This is a genomic window from Nocardioides korecus (assembly GCF_054778395.1).
This window is the reverse complement of record NZ_BAAGZO010000005.1, coordinates 171,396-187,402: the sequence shown is the minus strand read 5'-3', so window position 1 is coordinate 187,402 and position 16,007 is coordinate 171,396. Positions and strand designations below refer to the sequence as shown.

Genomic DNA, 16,007 nt, shown 5'->3' with positions numbered 1-16,007 from the left:
CCCGGGTCAGCTGCCGGTGAGGATGACGGTGAGGCGGTCCATCTGCATCGGGTCCTGCGCCGGACGGAGCCGCTGGATGCCGAGGTCGTAGGCCAGCTCCTGGGCCGCCCGCTTCAGGCGCGGGGGGTAGTAGACGGCCGTGGACTCGACGGTGCCGTACCAGTTGTCGCTGCCGACGACGTTCCACCCGGCGGCCTTGGCCTTGCCGGCGACGCTGCCGGCCAGGCCGCGGGTGCGGGTGTTGTTGAAGACCACGACGTAGGTGTCGGCCCGCGAGACCGGCTTGGGCTTCGGCTTGGCCTTCAGCGTGGGGCCGGCGCTCGAGGAGGCCGTCGCCGTCGGGGCCGAGGACGCGCTGGGCTGGGCCACCGGCACGGCCTGGTCGACGGCCGCCTTGTCGGGGTCGTTGGAGACGAAGACCAGACCGGCCACCGCGACCGCGGAGATGCAGAGCACCAGCAGGCGGGTGGGCAGGACCATGCCGGACTCGTCGCGGGCGGGGAGGCGCAGGACCCTGGAGACGGGGGGCACGGGGTTCACGGGCGTTCCGTTCACTCGGATAGGTCGAAGCCGAGGCGACGGGCCGAGCGCTGACGCTGGCGCGAGGCGCGCAGACGGCGCAGTCGCCGGACCAGGAGCGGGTCGTGCTCGAGGGCCTCGGGACGGTCGATGAGGGCGTTGAGGACCTGGTAGTAGCGCGTGGAGGACATGTCGAACTTCTCCCGCACCGCCTGCTCCTTGGCGCCGGCGAACTTCCACCACTGGCGCTCGAAGTCGAGCACGTCCGCGTCGCGCTGGGAGAGCGCCGGGGCGTCGGAGGCGCCCTCGGGCCCGGTCTGGTCGAGCGCGTGGCTGCCGGCCATGTCAGCGCCTCCTGGGAGCTCCGCAGTGGGTGGGCAGTGGGTGGGGGGTGTGCAGGGGTGCACAGGGGTCCCGGGGTGAGCATAGGCGAGGAACCACACCGGTGTCATTCGCTCGGCGGCGTGGCGTCCGACCGCGTGGGTACGGTGCCGTCATGAGCGACGACACCGGACCCGTGACCGAACCGATCCGGTGGGGCGTCCTCGCCCCGGGGCGGATCGCCCGGCAGTTCGCCCGCGACCTGGCACTGGTGCCGGACGGCCGGCTGGTGGCGACCGGGTCGCGGTCGCTGGAGCGGTCGCAGACCTTCGCCGACGAGTTCGGCGGAGCGGCGTACGACTCCTACGCGGGGGTGCTGGCCGACCCCGACGTCGACGTCGTCTACGTCGCCTCCCCGCACTCCCTGCACCACGAGCACGTCACGGCGGCGCTCGAGGCGGGCAAGCCGGTGCTGTGCGAGAAGCCGATGACCCTCGACGGCGACACCACCGAGCAGCTGTTCGACCTCGCCCGCGAGCGGGGGCTGTTCCTGATGGAGGCGATGTGGACCGCCACCCACCCGATGATCCGCACGCTGCTGCGGCTGCTGGACTCGGGAGACCACGGTGTCGCCCGCCAGGTCCACGCCGACCTCGGCTTCGTCGTCCGCGCGGAGGAGGGCGACCGGCTGGTCGACCCGGCGCTGGGCGCGGGCGCACTGCTGGACATGGGGATCTACCCGCTCACCTTCGCCCACCTCGTGCTCGGCGAGCCCGAGCGCCTGGCGGCGGTCGCCTCGCTCTCGGAGCAGGGCTACGACCTCGACCTCGCGATCGCCGGTCTGTACGCCGGCGGCGCGGTCGCCGCGCTCAGCGCCACCATGACCGGCGACGCACCCCGCACCGCCTCGATCGCCACCAGCACCGGCCGCTTCGAGCTGCCCTACGGCTTCCACCACCCCGACCACGTCACCTGGACCGCCACCGTCGACGGCGAGACCACGAGCCGCCGCATCGAGGCTGACGAGCCGCTGGTCGGCCGCGGCTACGGCAACGAGATCCTCGAGGTGCACCGCTGCCTGCGCGAGAGCCGGCTGACCAGCGACCTCGTCCCGCCGGCGCAGACCATCTCGCTGATGCGGCAGATGGACGACATCCGCTCGCAGGTGGGTGTCTCCTACCGCGGGTAGGGTCCCGGAGGTGAGCGCCCCCACCAGCAAGAAGTCCGCGGCCGACCTCGTCGTCGTCGCCAACCGGCTGCCCGTCGACCGGGTCGTCGGCGAGGACGGCGAGGTCTCCTGGCGGCGCTCGCCGGGCGGCCTGGTCTCGGCGCTGGAGCCGGTGATGCGCGCCAACGACGGCGCCTGGATCGGCTGGCCCGGCGACACCGGCGAGCCCGGCGACGAGGCCGAGGCCTTCGAGGACGAGGGCCTGACGCTGGTGCCGGTGGCGATCACCGACGCGGAGTACGAGGAGTTCTACGAGGGCTTCTCCAACGACACCCTCTGGCCGCTCTACCACGACCTCGTGGCCAAGCCGTCCTTCCACCGGGAGTGGTGGGACGCCTACGTGCGGGTCAACCAGCGCTTCGCCGACATGGCCGCGAGGTTCGCCGCCGAGGGCGCCGTGGTGTGGGTGCAGGACTACCAGCTCCAGCTGGTGCCCCAGATGCTGCGCGAGCTGCGGCCCGACCTGCGCATCGGCTTCTACCTCCACATCCCCTTCCCCCCGGCCGAGCTGTTCTCCCAGCTGCCCTGGCGCCGCCAGATCCTCGAGGGCCTGCTGGGCGCCGACCTGGTCGGCTTCCAACTCCCGGGTGCGGCGCAGAACTTCGTGCGCCTGGTGCGCCAGCGGGTCGGGCACAAGACCCACCGCGACTCGGTCTACCTGCCCGACGGTCGGGTCGTGCAGGCCAAGGCCTTCCCGATCTCGATCGACTTCGACGGCTTCGTCGAGCTCGCCGGGTCCGACGAGGTGGCGGCCCGCGCCGACGAGATCCGCCGCGACCTGGGCTCGCCGAGGAAGGTGTTCCTCGGGATCGACCGGCTCGACTACACCAAGGGCATCTACGCCCGGCTGCGCGCCTTCAGCGAGCTGATCGCCGACGGGCACCTCGACGTCGAGGACGCGGTCTTCGTGCAGGTCGCGACGCCGTCACGCGAGCGGGTCGACCAGTACCGCACCCTGCGCGACGACATCGACCGGCTGGTCGGGCGCATCAACGGCGACCTCGGCCGGATCGGCCGCCCCGCGATCTCCTACCTGCACTCCTCGTTCCCGCGCGAGGAGATGGCCGCGCTCTACCGGGCCGCCGACGTCATGGTCGTCACGCCGTTCCGCGACGGCATGAACCTGGTGGCCAAGGAGTACGTCGCCTGCCGGCTGGACGACGACGGCGCGCTGGTGCTCTCGGAGTTCGCCGGCGCCGCCGCCGAGCTGCGCCAGGCCTTCCAGGTCAACCCCTACGACATCAACGGCATGAAGGCCCAGATGCTCCAGGCCCACGCCGCCGAGCCCAAGGAGCTCACCCGCCGGATGAAGGCGATGCGCAAGACGGTCAAGGAGCACGACGTCGCCCGCTGGGCCACGAGCTTCCTCGACGAGCTCTCCGGCACCGACCACACCCACACCCGCTCCACCCGCCCCACCCCCGCCCCCTAGCCGCCGAGGGGCCCACCTGGCGGCCGAGGGGGCCCACCTGGCGGCCGAGGGGGCCCATCTGGCGGCCGAGGGGGCCCATCTGGCGCGCGAGGGGGCCCACCTGGCGGCCGAGGAGGCTCATCTGGCGGCCGAGGGGGCCCATCTGGCGCGCGAGGGGGCTCATCTGGCGGCCGAGGGGTCTCGTTTGGCCGGTGGTGGCCGCAGGCCGGTGGACAACCCGACGCACCTCCGAGCGATGTCGACCATCCTCTGGCCGATGACCCTGACGCACCTGGGCGCGAGCACCGACCTCCCCACCGACGGACCGTTCACCTACGCCACCGTGGTCGCGACCGGGATGACCCGATCGGCGTTCCGCGACCTCGTGGACGCGGGGGTCGTCCGGCGCCTCCTCAAGGGGGTGTACGCCGTGGCCGCCCTGCCCGACACCCAGCTCCTCCGCGCCCAGGCGATCCGGCTCGTCGTACCCGCCGGGGTCGTCGTCACCGACGAGAGCGCCGGGTGGCTCGCCGGCGCGCCGATGATCCTGCGCCCCGGGTCGCACCTGGAGACGCCGCCGCTGACGGTCTTCGCCACGGACGGGCACCACCGGTTGCGCAACGCGCTGGTCGACAGCGGTCGTCGTGGTTTCAGCGCGACCGACCTCACGGAGCTGCACGGCGTACGCGTCACCACGCCGCTGCGCACGTTCCTCGACCTGGGCCGGCTGCGGCACCGGGACCGGGCCATCGCGGCGATGGACCAGCTCCTCGCGCTGGGCAGGTTCGAGCTCGAGGAGGTCTTCGCCGAGCTCCCGCGCTTCAGGGGCCGTCGCGGGGTCGTCCAGCTGCGTGCGCTCACCCCGCTGGCGGACGCACGCGCCGAGTCCCCGCCCGAGTCGGCCCTGCGCCTGCGCTTCCACGACGGAGGCCTTCCGACACCGGTGCCGCAGCACGACGTCCTCGACGAGCACGGTCGGTTCCTGGGGCGCGCGGACCTGGCCGTCCCGGAGCTGGGGTTCGTCGCGGAGTACGACGGCGAGGGGGTGCACGGCCCCAGGCAGGCGCACCACGACCAGGTCCGCCGAGACGCCATGCGGGCCGCCGGCTGGACGGTCTGCGTCGTGCGCAAGGACAACCTCTACGGCCAGCACCAGGACGTCATCGAGATGCTGTGGCGCGGCGTCCACGAGGCGCGGAGCAGAGGAGCTCGGCCGGACCTCGGCTGACACCGACGGTCCGACCAGCCTCCTGGGCAACCAGACGGGCCCCCTCGCGCACCAGATGGGCCCCCTCGGCCACCAGATGAGCCCCCTCGGCCGCCAGACGAGCCCCCTCGGCCGCCAGACGAGCCCCCTCGCGCGCCAGATGGGCCTCCTCGGCCACCAGATGGGACCCCTCGGGCGGGTCAGGGGGTGGTCATGAGGGTGGTGATCTCACGGGTGAGGGCGGGGCCGAGGCGGCCCCAGCCGTCGGCGTACGCGTAGACCTCGCACAGGGAGCGCGCGTTGAAGTCGCCCTCGAGGATGTCGACGTCGTCGACGGTGATCAGGCCGGGGTGGGCGACGCCGACGGACTCGCTGACCTTGACCATCTCGGCGCGGAACGTGCGGAGGTACTGCGCGCAGCGCTCGCCCTTGCTGACCGGCTCCAGACCGCGGGCCAGCCAGGCGTTCTGGGTGGCCACGCCGGTGGGGCAACGGTCGGTGTGGCACTTCTGCGACTGGATGCACCCGATCGCCAGCATCGCCTCGCGCCCCACGTTGAGGAGGTCGGCGCCGAGCGCGAACGCGACGGCGGCGTTCTCCGGCAGGCCGAGCTTGGCGCTGCCGATGAAGGTGAGGTCGTCGGTCAGGTCGAGCTCGGCGAAGGCGGCGTACGCCCGGGCGAAGCCGAGCCGGAACGGCAGCGCGATCGAGTCGGCGAAGACCCGGGGCGACGCACCCGTGCCGCCCTCGCCACCGTCGACGGTCACGAAGTCCACGCCGCGGTCGCCGCGCTCCATCAGCCGGGCCAGCTCGCGCCAGAACCCCAGCTCCCCCACCGCCGACTTCACCCCGACCGGCAGCCCGGTCGCGTCCGCGATCGTCTCCACGAGGTCGAGCAGCTCGTCCTCGTCGCCGAACGCCGTGTGCCGCGCCGGGCTCACGCAGTCCTGACCCATCGGGATGCCGCGGATCTCGGAGATCTCCCGCGTCACCTTGTCGGCCGGCAGCAGCCCACCCAGCCCCGGCTTGGCGCCCTGGGACAGCTTGATCTCGACCGCCCGCACGGGGTTGGCGGCCACGGTGTCCACGAGCCTGGCCAGGTCGAACCGCCCCTCGGCCGTGCGGCAGCCGAAGTACGCCGTGCCGACCTGCAGCACGAGGTCCCCGCCCTGCTGGTGGTACGCCGACAGCCCGCCCTCGCCGGTGTTGTGCAGGCACCCGGCCTCGCGGGCCCCGAGGTTCAGGGCCGTGACCGCCGACCCCGAGAGCGCGCCGTAGCTCATCCCCGAGATGTTCACGACCGACGCCGGCCGGAACGCCCGCGCGCGGCCCCGCGGACCGCCGAGCACCTTGGCCCCCGGCAGCCCGCCCGCGGCGTGGTCGTGCGGCAGCGAGGCGGGGAAGGTGCGGTGCTTGACGATGGCGTAGCCGGGCGTGTGCTCGACGTCGTTGTCGGTGCCGAACCCGGAGTAGTTGTTCTCCTGCTTCGACGAGGCGTAGATCCAGGACCGCTGGTCGCGGCTGAACGGGCGCTCCTCGTCGTTGCTGGTCACGATGTACTGCCGCAGCTCGGGCCCGATCGTCTCCAGCAGGTAGCGCGCGTGGGCGACCACCGGGAAGTTGCGCATCAGGGCGTGCCGCTTCTGGGTCAGGTCGCGCACCGCCACGGCCGCCAGGGCCGCACCGACACCGCCGAGGACCCGTGCCGTCTTCATGGGGACTGCCTACCGGTCCCCACCGACGATGTCCACGCCCCGGACTCCGGGCAGACCACCTCGACGCGGAGGAACCAGTGAGTAACCTCAGCCCATGGATCTGATCCCCAAGCCGGACCAGGTCGCCTCCGCGGCCGGCAACGTCGCGCACAAGCTCTTCTACGGCGGCCTCGCCGACCTCCGCCCGATGCCGCGGACGCTGATCGACGACGGCCCGTTGCGCGAGGTGTACCACTACCGCCCGCAGAAGAAGACCCGCGAGACCGGCGACCCGGTCCTGCTGGTCACCCCGCTCGCGGCACCGGCGATCTGCTTCGACCTGCGCCGCGGCTGCTCCCTGGTGGAGCACTTCGTGCAGGGCGGGCGCCCCACCTACCTGGTGGAGTACGGCGAGATCTCGTTCAAGAACCGCCGCCTCGGGCTCGAGCACTGGGTCGAGGAGGTCATCCCCGAGGCGATCAAGACCGTCAGCGAGAACGCCGGCGGCCGACCGGTCCACGTGATCGGGTGGAGCCTCGGCGGCATCTTCGCCGCGCTGACCGCGGCCGACAGCCCCGACCTGCCGATCGCCTCGCTGACCGTCGTGGGCTCCCCCGTCGACGTCAGCAAGGTGCCGATGGTGGCGCCGCTGCGACCGATCCTCAATCTCACCGACGGCGGGCTCGTGACGCGGCTCTACCGCGTGCTCGGTGGCGCCCCCAAGCCGCTGGTGCGCCAGGCGTTCAAGCTGAGCTCCGGCACCAAGCTGGTCACCAAGCCGCTGGCCACGATCCAGCACCTCGACGACACCGAGTGGCTGGCCCAGATCGAGGCCGTCACCCGCTTCACCGACAACATGATCGCCTACCCGGGCCGGACCTTCGGGCAGCTCTACCACCGAATGCTCAAGGCCAACCAGCTGCTCACCGGCAAGGTCACCCTCGCGGGCCGCGAGATCGACGTCGCCGGGATCAAGGCCCCCGTGCTGATCTTCGGCGGCAACACCGACGGCATCGCCCCGATCGCGTCGGTGCGACCGTGGGTCGACCTGCTGACCAGCGCCCACGAGGTGCGCTTCGAGATCGTCCCCGGCGGTCACCTCGGCATGCTCACCGGGCGCGCCGCCCGCACCACCACCTGGGTGACGATGGACGAGTGGATCGAGCAGTACTCCACCCCCGACGAGCGCGACCGTCCCCGGGCGCCCCGCGGCCCCGCGAAGAAGACGGCGAAGAAGCCGGCCAAGAAGGCGGCCGGGAAGCCCGCCGGGAAGTCAGCGGCGAGGAAGACCCCCGCGAAGACGGCAGCGGCGGGGAAGACCCCCGCCAAGAAGGCCGCCACGAAGACCGCAGCGACCACGGGCGCGGCCACGACTCGGGCGAAGCGGGCCACGACCACCCCGGACCGCGGCGCCATCGGGGCCAACCCGGAGCGACGCTTCGCCTCGGCGTCCTCGCGCAACCTGACCCGCGGGACCTAGGCGATCGGCAGCGACCGCGGGGTGGGGCCGGACGACGCGGCACCAGGTCGCCCGGGGCGGGCGGAGCGCTGGGGCTCACCGGTCCCCCGGCTGGCGCTCGCGACAGTGGTCGGCTCGATCGTCGTCGGCCTGCTGGTCGGCGTGGGCGCGTGGGTGGACCGCGGGCCGGAGCGCCCGGCGTACCGGCAGTACGTCGCGCTGGGCGACTCCTTCACCGCTGCGCCGTACGTCCCCCTGAGCGTGCTCGCGCGGGGGTGCCTGCGCTCGACCAACAACTACCCGCAGCTGGTCGCGGGTGCCCTGCGGATCCCGGACCTGCGCGACCGGTCCTGCAGCGGCGCACGCACCCAGGACCTGCCCGGACGGCAGCTGACCCACGCGGGACGGCCGGTGCCGCCGCAGCTGAGCGCGCTGGACCGGCGCACGGACCTGGTCACGATCGGGATCGGCGCCAACGACGAGCGCCTCTACGGCCGGATCGCGACGCGGTGCCGCCGCACCGTCGGGACCTGCCGGCTGGCCGACGAGCGCGCCGCCATCGCCGGCACCCTCAGCCGCCTCCCACCCGCCCTGGTCGACACGGTCCGGCTGGTGCAGCGGCTCGCGCCGCGGGCCCGCGTGGTGCTGGTCGGCTACCCCGCGCTCCTCCCCGCCCGCGGCGACTGCCGGCTGCTGCCGCGGATGCGGCCGGAGGACCGGGCGACCTTCCGTGCGGCCAACCACGGGCTGTCCGCGGGCCTGCGGGCCGCCGCGCGCGACACCGGGGTGGAGTACGTCGACGTGGAGACCGCCTCGCGCGGCCACGACATCTGCTCCTCCGACCCGTGGATCCAGGGCCGGGTCGGGAACGCCCGCCGGGCCGCCGCGATGCACCCGCTGCCCGTGGAGCAGCTCGCCGTCGCCCGGATGCTCGAGGACCTGCTGCTGCGGCCCCCGCCCCGCCGGGCGCCCGTCGGGTGACCTAGGGCCGGTCGCGGGCGGCGAGGTCCGCGCGGAGGGCGGCGATCTCGGCGCGGAGGGCCTCGACGTCGGCCGAGGTCGCGGCGACGCCGTTCTCCATCTCGTCCAGGTCGTCCACGCGCTCGACCAGCCAGGAGGCGAAGCCGGCGGTGACCACGCCCAGCACCCCGATGCCGAAGAGCATCAGCCCCACCGCGACGGCCCGGCCCTCGAGCGTGACGGGGTAGTAGTCGCCGTACCCGACGGTCGCCACCGTCACCAGCGCCCACCACAGCGCGTCGCCGTAGGTCTGGATCGGCCCGCGCCCACCCCGCTCGGCGTCCAGGACGGCCAGGGAGGCGATGAAGACGATCAGGCTCATCGAGCCGGCGACGTAGATCCCGACGCGCCCGCGCAGCGAGCTCCCCGCCAGCCGGTTCAGCGACTTCAGCAGCGTGAACAGGCGCAGCAGCTGGAGCGGGCGCAGGATCGGCAGCACCACCATCGCGACGTCGACCGGGTGCTTGCGCAGGAACAGCCACCGGTCCGGCGCCAGGACGAGCCGCACCACGAGGTCGACGACGAGCAGCCCCCAGGTGCCCCACACGACCACCGCGCACAGGGCGGACCAGCCGCGCCCGAGGCCGGGGTCGACGATCGGCCAGGCGTACGCCGCCACGAAGGCGATCGAGGCCAGCGTCAGGGGCAGCTGGACCGCGTGGTCCCAGCGCTCGGAACGGGTCGACTCGGGGGTCAGCACAGGCGCATGCTCCCACTAGGTTCGACCCGTGCCCGACGCCCGCCAGCCCCTGACCCGCCGGACCCGGGTGGGGTACGGGCTCGGCTCGGTCGCGACCGGCACGTTCGGGACGGTCCCGGGGCTGATGCTGCTGCCCTACCTGACCGACACCCTCGGCGTCGCCGCCGGCGTGGCCGGGCTGGTGGTCTTCGCCCCCAAGGCGTGGGACGTCGTGCTGAACCCGGTGGCCGGGCGGATCAGCGACCGGTCGGAGGACCCGCGCGGGCCGCGCCGGCCGTTCCTGCTGCGCGCGGGGCTGCTGCTCGCGCTCGGCTTCGCGCTGCTGTTCGCCTCGCCGGGGCTGGGCTCGCGCACGGCCGAGACGCTCTGGGTGCTGGTGGTCTTCGTGGCCTGCGCGTCGGCGTACGCCTTCTTCCAGGTGCCGTACGTCGCGATGCCGGCCGAGCTCACCGACGACTACGACGAGCGCACCCGGCTGATGACCTGGCGGGTGGCCGTCCTGGCCCTGGCGATCATGGTCAGCGGGGCCGCGGCGCCGGCGGTGCGCGACGCCGTGGGCGGACGCGACGGCTACCGGGTGATGGGCGTGGTCGTGGCGCTGCTGCTGGTGCTCGGGACGCTCGGGGCCTACCTCGGCACGCGGGGCGCCCCCACGGGTCGGTCGCGCGCCGAGGACTCCGGTGGCCTGCGCGAGCAGCTGCGCGTGGTGGGCCGCGACCGCGACTTCCGGCTGCTGCTGACCACCTTCGTGGTCCAGGCCGTCGCGGTCGGCGCGATGCTCGCCGGGGTGTCGTACGTCGCCCGCTGGGTGCTCGGCCAGCAGGCGGCCGCCTCGCTGCTGTTCGTCTGCTTCGTGGGCCCCGCGCTGGTGCTCACGCCGGTGTGGAGCGTGGTGGGCCGGCGCCTGGGCAAGAAGCAGGGCTACCTGCTCTCCTCGCTCGTCCTCGCCGTCGCGGCCCTGCTCCTGGTGGTCGCCCGGTCCGCCCCGTCGTGGTGGGTGTACGCCGCGACCGCCCTGGTCGGGGCCGGCTACGCGGGCGTGCAGGTCTTCCCGCTCGCGATGCTCCCCGACGCCGCCGCCGTGGGCTCCCGGCGTGACGGCACCCAGCGCGCGGGCGTCTACACCGGGGTCTGGACGGCGGCCGAGACCCTCGGCCTCGCGGTCGGCCCAGCGGCGTACGCCGGGGTGCTGGCGGTGGGCGGCTACGTCTCCACCGACGCGCCCGCGGACTTCCTCAACCAGCTCCAGCCCGACGGCGCGCTGACCGCGATCGTGCTCGGGTTCTCCGCCCTGCCCGCGGCGCTCGTGCTGCTCAGCCTGCTCCCGCTGCTGCGCTACTCCCTGGACGCGGACGCCGTGTCCCACGACCTCGAGAAGGACCCCCGATGAGCCCCAGCACCCCCGGCCGCGACGACGTGCTCCAGCGCCTGCGCGAGCTCCAGGCCGACGACGTGCCGGTGACCGGCGGCCGGACCCTGGCCTACGTCTACGACTCCGGGCTGCCCGAGGCCGACCGGGTGGGGCGCGAGGCCGTCGCGGCGTACGCCGGCTCCAACGGGCTCGACCCGACCGCCTTCCCCTCGCTGCTCGCGATGGAGAACGAGCTGGTGGGCGTGGCCGCCGACCTGCTCGACGCGCCCGGCACGGCCGTCGGCACGATCACCTCCGGCGGCACCGAGTCGGTCCTGCTCGCCGTCCAGGCCGCCCGCGACGCCCGCCCCGACGTCGCGCACCCGCGGATGGTGATCCCCGTGACGGCCCACGCCGCCTTCCACAAGGCGGCCCACTACTTCGGCGTCGAGGCGGTCGTGGTGGGGGCGGACGACGACTTCCGCGCGGACCCCGCGGCCGTCGAGGCCGCGATCGACGACGCCACCGTGCTCGTGGTGGCCAGCGCCCCGTCGTACGCCCACGGCGTGGTGGACCCCGTCCCCGCGATCGCCGCAGCGGCCGCGAGCCGCGGGGTGCGCTGCCACGTCGACGCCTGCATCGGCGGCTGGGTGCTGCCGTACGCCGCCCGGCTGGGCCGCCCCGTCACCCCCTGGACCTTCGCGGTCGAGGGCGTCACCAGCATCTCGGTCGACCTGCACAAGTACGCCTACGCCCCCAAGGGCACCTCGGTCCTCCTGCACCGCACCCCGGCCCTGCGACGCGCGCAGTACTTCGCCTCGGCCCGCTGGCCCGGCTACACGATGCTCAACTCCACGATGCAGTCCACCAAGTCCGGCGGACCGCTGGCCGGGGCGTGGGCGGTGGTGCGCACGATCGGCGACGCGGGCTACCTCGAGCTGACCCGCCGGGTGCTCGACGGCGTCGACCGGCTCGTCGAGGGCGTGGGCGCGATCGAGGGGCTGCGGGTGGTCGTGCGGCCGGACTCCACCCTGGTGGCCCTGGCCACGGACGACTCCTGCGACGTCTTCACGATCACCGACGCGATGACCCGGGCGGGCTGGTGGGTGCAGCCGCAGCTGTCCTCGGACGGCTCGCCACCCACGCTGCACCTCTCGCTCAGCGCCGCGACCGCGGCCCACGTCGAGGAGCTGCTCGAGGCGCTGGCCGCGGCGACCGCCGGGGCCCGGGCCTCGGGTCCGGTCGTCGTCGACCCCGAGGTCGCGGCCTTCGTGGCGGCCCTGGACCCCGCCGACCTGTCCGACGAGGACTTCGACGGACTGCTGGCCGCCGCCGGGATGGCGGGCGACGCGGGCGAGGGCCTGCCCCCCTCGATGTCGGAGTCGATGGCCGACGTCAACGCCCTGCTCGACCTCGCCTCCCCCGCCCTGCGCGAGGCCCTCCTGGTCGCCTTCCTGGACCGCCTCCAGCGGCCGGTCCGCGCGGCTGCGGGGGCATGACTCACGCTGACGTGGGTAGATGAGTAGTGAACTACTCATCTGACGAGAGGTCTCGCCCGTGCCTTCGATCGACGCCAACGGCATCTCCTTGAACTACACCGACTCCGGCGGCGAGGGCCGCCCCGTCGTCCTGATCCACGGCTGGCCGCTCAGCGGCGCCTCCTGGTCCGAGCAGGTCCCGGCGCTCACCGAGGCCGGTCACCGCGTGCTGGCCTATGACCGGCGCGGGTTCGGCGACTCCGACAAGCCCGGCAGCGGCTACGACTACGACACCTTCGCCGCGGACCTCGCCGGCTTCCTCGACGGGCTCGACCTGCGCGAGGTCTCACTGGTCGGCTTCTCGATGGGCGGCGGTGAGATCGCCCGGTACATCGGCACCCACGGGCAGGACCGACTCTCCTCGGTCGTCTTCGCGGCCGCCGTGCCGCCGTACCTGCTCAAGACCGACGACAACCCCGACGGCGGCCTGGCCCGCGAGGACGTCGACGGCATGAAGCAGGGTGCGGCCGACGACCGCGAGGGCTTCCTCGACGGGTTCACCACCGACTTCTTCTCCGCCGGCGGCGACCTCAAGGTCACCGAGGAGCAGCGCCAGGAGGCCCTCACCCTGGCCGCGAAGGCCGAGGACAAGGCCCTGGTCGACTGCATCGAGGCCTTCGGCACGACCGACTTCCGCGCCGACCTCGAGAAGGTCACCGTCCCCACCCTGGTGATCCACGGCGACGGCGACGGCACCGTCCCCTTCGAGGTCTCCGGCAAGCGCACGGCCGAGGCGGTCGACGGCGCCGACCTGGTCGTGGTGCAGGGCGGCCCGCACGGCCTCAACGTCAGCCACGCCGAGGAGTTCAACCGGGCGCTGCTCGCCTTCCTGGGCTGAGCCCGCTCCCCTGTGCGCCCCCGTCCGGCTCCGTCCGGGCGGGGGCGTCGGCGTGCACCTCTCACCCCGGGACCCGCCACGTACGGCGACCCGCGACCCCGCCCGCCCGCTCCCTAGGGTTGGCGCCATGAGCGCACTCGCCGGACTCGTGGACAAGGGACTCGTGGCCCCCGACTGGGCCGAGGCGCTGGCGCCGGTCGACGCGCAGATCGCACGGATGGGCACCTTCCTGCGCGAGGAGATCGCCGCCGGCCGCGACTACCTGCCCGCCGGCGACCACGTCCTCCGCGCCTTCTCCCGACCGTTGTCGCAGGTCAAGGTGCTGGTCGTGGGCCAGGACCCCTACCCCACCCCGGGCCACGCCGTGGGTCTGAGCTTCTCGGTCGCACCGGGGGTGGCGCCCCCGCGGAGCCTGGTCAACATCTACCGCGAGCTGGTCGACGACCTCGGCGTCCCGGCGCCCACCACCGGCGACCTCACCCCGTGGGCCGACGCCGGCGTGATGCTGCTCAACCGCTGCCTGACCGTGACGCCCGGCCAGGCGGCCTCGCACCGCGGCCGGGGCTGGGAGGCCGTCACCGACCGCGCCATCCAGGTCCTGGCCGAGCGGGCACGCGCCGGGGCCCCGCTCGCCGCGATCCTGTGGGGCCGCGACGCCCAGTCGCTCCAGCCCGAGCTCGCGCCGATCCCCTGGGTGGCCTCCGCGCACCCCAGCCCGCTCTCCGCCAGCCGTGGCTTCTTCGGGTCCCGCCCCTTCAGCCGGGTGGACCAGCTGCTGCGCGACCAGGGTGGGGAGCCCGTGGACTGGGCGCTGCCGTAGACACGGGGCCTGAGGCGGAATAAGGTTGTCACAACAACTTGTTGGAGAGACCATGAGCCCTGAGACCGCCACCCGGATGCCCGCCCTCTACATCGGCCACGGCGCCCCGCCGCTGCTCGACGACCCGCTGTGGTCGGGCCAGCTGCGCGACCTCGCGGCCGGGCTGCCCCGCCCCACCGCGATCCTGATCGTGAGCGCCCACTGGGAGTCGGCGCCGATGATGCTGAGCGCCTCGGGCCCGGGCACCGACCTGGTCTACGACTTCGGCGGCTTCGCCGAGCGCTACTACCGGATGACCTACCGCACCCCCGACGCCTCGGCGCTCGCCGCTCGGGTCGCGGCGATGATGCCCGACACCGAGCCGGTCCACCAGCACCCCTCGCGCGGGCTCGACCACGGCGCCTGGGTGCCGCTGAGGATCATGTACCCCGACGCCGACATCCCCGTGCTCCAGATGTCGCTGCCCACCGCCGACCCCGACCGCCTGATGGCCATCGGCGCCCGGCTGCGCGAGCTGCGCGACGAGGGCGTCCTGGTGATCGGCTCGGGCTTCCTGACCCACGGGCTGCCGTTCCTCAAGGAGTTCCGGATCGAGGCCGCCGCGCCGGGCTGGTCGGTCGACTTCGACCTCTGGGCGGCCGACGCGCTGGCCCGTGGCGACGTGGCCGAGCTGTCGGCGTACCGCTCGAAGGCGCCGGGCATGCCCTACGCCCACCCCACGGTGGAGCACTACACGCCGCTGTTCGTCACCCTGGGCGCGGCGACCGACGCCGGCACCCCCGGCGAGCAGGTCATCGACGGCTACTGGATGGGGCTCTCGAAGCGCTCGCTGCTCGTCGCCTGACCCGGGGCGCGTCCGCCGACTCCCCGGATCGGCGAGGATGTCGCCCATGGAGCTGCTCACGATCCAGTCCTCGGTGGCCTACGGGCACGTCGGCAACAGCGCGGCGGTCTTCCCGCTGCAGCGCCTGGGCATCGAGGCGTGGGCGGTCAACACGGTGCACTTCTCCAACCACACCGGGTACGGCGAGTGGCGCGGGCCGCTGCTCGCCGTCGAGGACCTGCGCGAGGTCGTCCGCGGCGTCGAGGAGCGGGGCGTGCTCGCGCGGGTCGCGGCCGTCCTGAGCGGCTACCAGGGGGCCGCGGAGGTCGGCGACCTGGTCCTGGACACGGTCGCCCGCACCAAGGCGCTCAACCCCGCCGCGATCTACTGCTGCGACCCGGTGCTGGGCGACGTGGGGCGCGGGATGTTCGTGCGCCCGGGCATCCCCGAGCTGATGCGCGACCGGGTCGTGCCGGCCGCCGACGTGATCACCCCCAACCACTTCGAGCTCGACTTCCTCAGCGGGCGCACCACCCGCACGACCGCCGAGGTCCTCGACGCGGTCGACGCCGTGCGGGCCGCGGGCCCGGGCACGGTGCTGGTCACCAGCGTGCTGACCGACGACACCCCGGCCGACACCGTCGAGGTGGTCGCGGTCTCGGACGAGGGCGCCTGGGCCGTGCGCACGCCCCTGCTGCCGCTGAGCCCGAACGGCTGCGGCGACGTGACCGCCGCGGTCTTCCTGGCCCACCTGCTGCGCACCGGCTCGGCCGAGACCGCCCTGGCGCGCGTCACCGCGACCGTGTTCGGCATCCTCGAGCGCACCCTGGAGGCGGGCACCCGCGAGATCGCGCTGGTGGCCGCGCAGGACGTGATCGCCGACCCGCCCGAGCGCTTCGCGACGGTCCGGCTGCGCTGAGCCGGCACGTCGCGCGGAGCCGGTGACAGGAGTCGAACCCGCGACATCCTCATTACAAGTGAGGCGCTCTACCTACTGAGCTACACCGGCGCACGGGCCGGAGCACGCCGACGGCGGGGCCCGACCCGGGCGTCATCCTAGGTGAGGGCGCGACGCACG

At 73.8% G+C, this 16,007-nt stretch carries 15 protein-coding genes and 1 tRNA gene; 11 read left to right on the top strand and 5 right to left on the bottom strand.

Translation table 11 applies throughout. The annotated features are described in order from the left end of the window. Positions 1-6: 6 nt before the first annotated feature. A complete protein-coding gene (locus ACYVDA_RS11625; RefSeq protein WP_460818522.1) occupies positions 7-540 on the bottom strand; it encodes a LytR C-terminal domain-containing protein in 534 nt (177 codons plus the stop codon). Between the two features lie 11 nt (positions 541-551). After that, a complete protein-coding gene (locus ACYVDA_RS11620) occupies positions 552-863 on the bottom strand; it encodes a DUF3263 domain-containing protein (RefSeq protein WP_460818521.1) in 312 nt (103 codons plus the stop codon). A 152-nt stretch (positions 864-1,015) separates the two neighbouring features. Between ACYVDA_RS11620 and ACYVDA_RS11615 the strand changes: the two genes are divergently transcribed. From ACYVDA_RS11615 to ACYVDA_RS11605, 3 genes are all read left to right on the top strand, one after another. Beyond that, positions 1,016-2,029: a Gfo/Idh/MocA family protein gene (locus ACYVDA_RS11615; protein WP_460818520.1), complete on the top strand. Its 1,014-nt coding sequence runs from the start codon at positions 1,016-1,018 to the stop codon at positions 2,027-2,029. Positions 2,030-2,039: 10 nt separating this feature from the next. After that, positions 2,040-3,500, top strand: a complete 1,461-nt coding sequence (locus ACYVDA_RS11610; RefSeq protein ID WP_460818519.1) for an alpha,alpha-trehalose-phosphate synthase (UDP-forming) — start codon at positions 2,040-2,042, stop codon at positions 3,498-3,500. A 256-nt stretch (positions 3,501-3,756) separates the two neighbouring features. After that, the gene (locus tag ACYVDA_RS11605) at positions 3,757-4,707 is read left to right on the top strand and encodes a type IV toxin-antitoxin system AbiEi family antitoxin domain-containing protein (protein WP_460818518.1); all 951 of its coding nucleotides are present in this window, start codon (positions 3,757-3,759) and stop codon (positions 4,705-4,707) included. A gap of 179 nt (positions 4,708-4,886) precedes the next feature. On the opposite strand, the gene ACYVDA_RS11600 is transcribed toward ACYVDA_RS11605, so the two are convergent. After that, complete coding sequence (locus ACYVDA_RS11600; RefSeq protein ID WP_460818517.1) at positions 4,887-6,401, bottom strand: glutamate synthase-related protein; 1,515 nt, start codon at positions 6,399-6,401, stop codon at positions 4,887-4,889. Positions 6,402-6,495: 94 nt separating this feature from the next. Here ACYVDA_RS11600 and ACYVDA_RS11595 point away from each other — a divergent pair, with 94 nt between their 5' ends. Next, the gene (locus ACYVDA_RS11595; RefSeq protein WP_460818516.1) at positions 6,496-7,860 is read left to right on the top strand and encodes an alpha/beta fold hydrolase; all 1,365 of its coding nucleotides are present in this window, start codon (positions 6,496-6,498) and stop codon (positions 7,858-7,860) included. Between the two features lie 105 nt (positions 7,861-7,965). Next, positions 7,966-8,820, top strand: a complete 855-nt coding sequence (locus ACYVDA_RS11590; RefSeq protein WP_460818515.1) for an SGNH/GDSL hydrolase family protein — start codon at positions 7,966-7,968, stop codon at positions 8,818-8,820. A gap of 1 nt (position 8,821) precedes the next feature. Here the strand turns inward: ACYVDA_RS11590 and ACYVDA_RS11585 are convergent, their stop codons facing one another. Then, positions 8,822-9,559 carry a potassium channel family protein gene (locus ACYVDA_RS11585; protein WP_460818514.1) on the bottom strand — a complete coding sequence of 246 codons (738 nt, stop codon included), beginning with the start codon at positions 9,557-9,559 and terminating at the stop codon, positions 8,822-8,824. A 28-nt stretch (positions 9,560-9,587) separates the two neighbouring features. Between ACYVDA_RS11585 and ACYVDA_RS11580 the strand changes: the two genes are divergently transcribed. The 6 genes from ACYVDA_RS11580 to pdxY all read left to right on the top strand — a co-directional run bounded on the left by ACYVDA_RS11580 (position 9,588) and on the right by pdxY (position 15,848). Continuing rightward, positions 9,588-10,949 (top strand): MFS transporter, encoded by a 1,362-nt coding sequence (locus tag ACYVDA_RS11580; RefSeq protein ID WP_460818513.1) that lies wholly within the window; start codon positions 9,588-9,590, stop codon positions 10,947-10,949. Then, entirely contained in the window at positions 10,946-12,409 is a 1,464-nt protein-coding gene (locus tag ACYVDA_RS11575) for a pyridoxal phosphate-dependent decarboxylase family protein (RefSeq protein WP_460818512.1), read from the top strand. The genes ACYVDA_RS11580 and ACYVDA_RS11575 overlap by 4 nt, the downstream gene beginning before the upstream one ends. Positions 12,410-12,467: 58 nt before the next feature. Next, the gene (locus ACYVDA_RS11570) at positions 12,468-13,286 is read left to right on the top strand and encodes an alpha/beta fold hydrolase (RefSeq protein WP_460818511.1); all 819 of its coding nucleotides are present in this window, start codon (positions 12,468-12,470) and stop codon (positions 13,284-13,286) included. A 127-nt stretch (positions 13,287-13,413) separates the two neighbouring features. After that, positions 13,414-14,106, top strand: a complete 693-nt coding sequence (locus ACYVDA_RS11565) for a uracil-DNA glycosylase (protein WP_460818510.1) — start codon at positions 13,414-13,416, stop codon at positions 14,104-14,106. Between the two features lie 52 nt (positions 14,107-14,158). Beyond that, positions 14,159-14,950, top strand: coding sequence for a dioxygenase family protein (locus ACYVDA_RS11560; protein ID WP_460818509.1), 792 nt, complete (start codon positions 14,159-14,161; stop codon positions 14,948-14,950). Positions 14,951-14,996: 46 nt separating this feature from the next. Further along, positions 14,997-15,848, top strand: coding sequence for a pyridoxal kinase PdxY (gene pdxY / locus ACYVDA_RS11555; RefSeq protein ID WP_460818508.1), 852 nt, complete (start codon positions 14,997-14,999; stop codon positions 15,846-15,848). A 17-nt stretch (positions 15,849-15,865) separates the two neighbouring features. Here pdxY and ACYVDA_RS11550 read toward each other — a convergent pair. Further along, a tRNA-Thr gene (locus ACYVDA_RS11550) sits at positions 15,866-15,938 on the bottom strand. Between the last annotated feature and the right edge of the window lie 69 nt (positions 15,939-16,007).

Coding starts and splice junctions, on each gene's coding strand:
- ACYVDA_RS11620 (WP_460818521.1), bottom strand. CDS start 863: ATGGCCGGCAGCCACGCGCTCGACCAGACCGGGCCCGAGGGCGCCTCC.
- ACYVDA_RS11615 (WP_460818520.1), top strand. CDS start 1,016: ATGAGCGACGACACCGGACCCGTGACCGAACCGATCCGGTGGGGCGTC.
- ACYVDA_RS11605 (WP_460818518.1), top strand. CDS start 3,757: ATGACCCTGACGCACCTGGGCGCGAGCACCGACCTCCCCACCGACGGA.
- ACYVDA_RS11600 (WP_460818517.1), bottom strand. CDS start 6,401: ATGAAGACGGCACGGGTCCTCGGCGGTGTCGGTGCGGCCCTGGCGGCC.
- ACYVDA_RS11595 (WP_460818516.1), top strand. CDS start 6,496: ATGGATCTGATCCCCAAGCCGGACCAGGTCGCCTCCGCGGCCGGCAAC.
- ACYVDA_RS11575 (WP_460818512.1), top strand. CDS start 10,946: ATGAGCCCCAGCACCCCCGGCCGCGACGACGTGCTCCAGCGCCTGCGC.
- ACYVDA_RS11565 (WP_460818510.1), top strand. CDS start 13,414: ATGAGCGCACTCGCCGGACTCGTGGACAAGGGACTCGTGGCCCCCGAC.
- ACYVDA_RS11560 (WP_460818509.1), top strand. CDS start 14,159: ATGAGCCCTGAGACCGCCACCCGGATGCCCGCCCTCTACATCGGCCAC.
- pdxY (WP_460818508.1), top strand. CDS start 14,997: ATGGAGCTGCTCACGATCCAGTCCTCGGTGGCCTACGGGCACGTCGGC.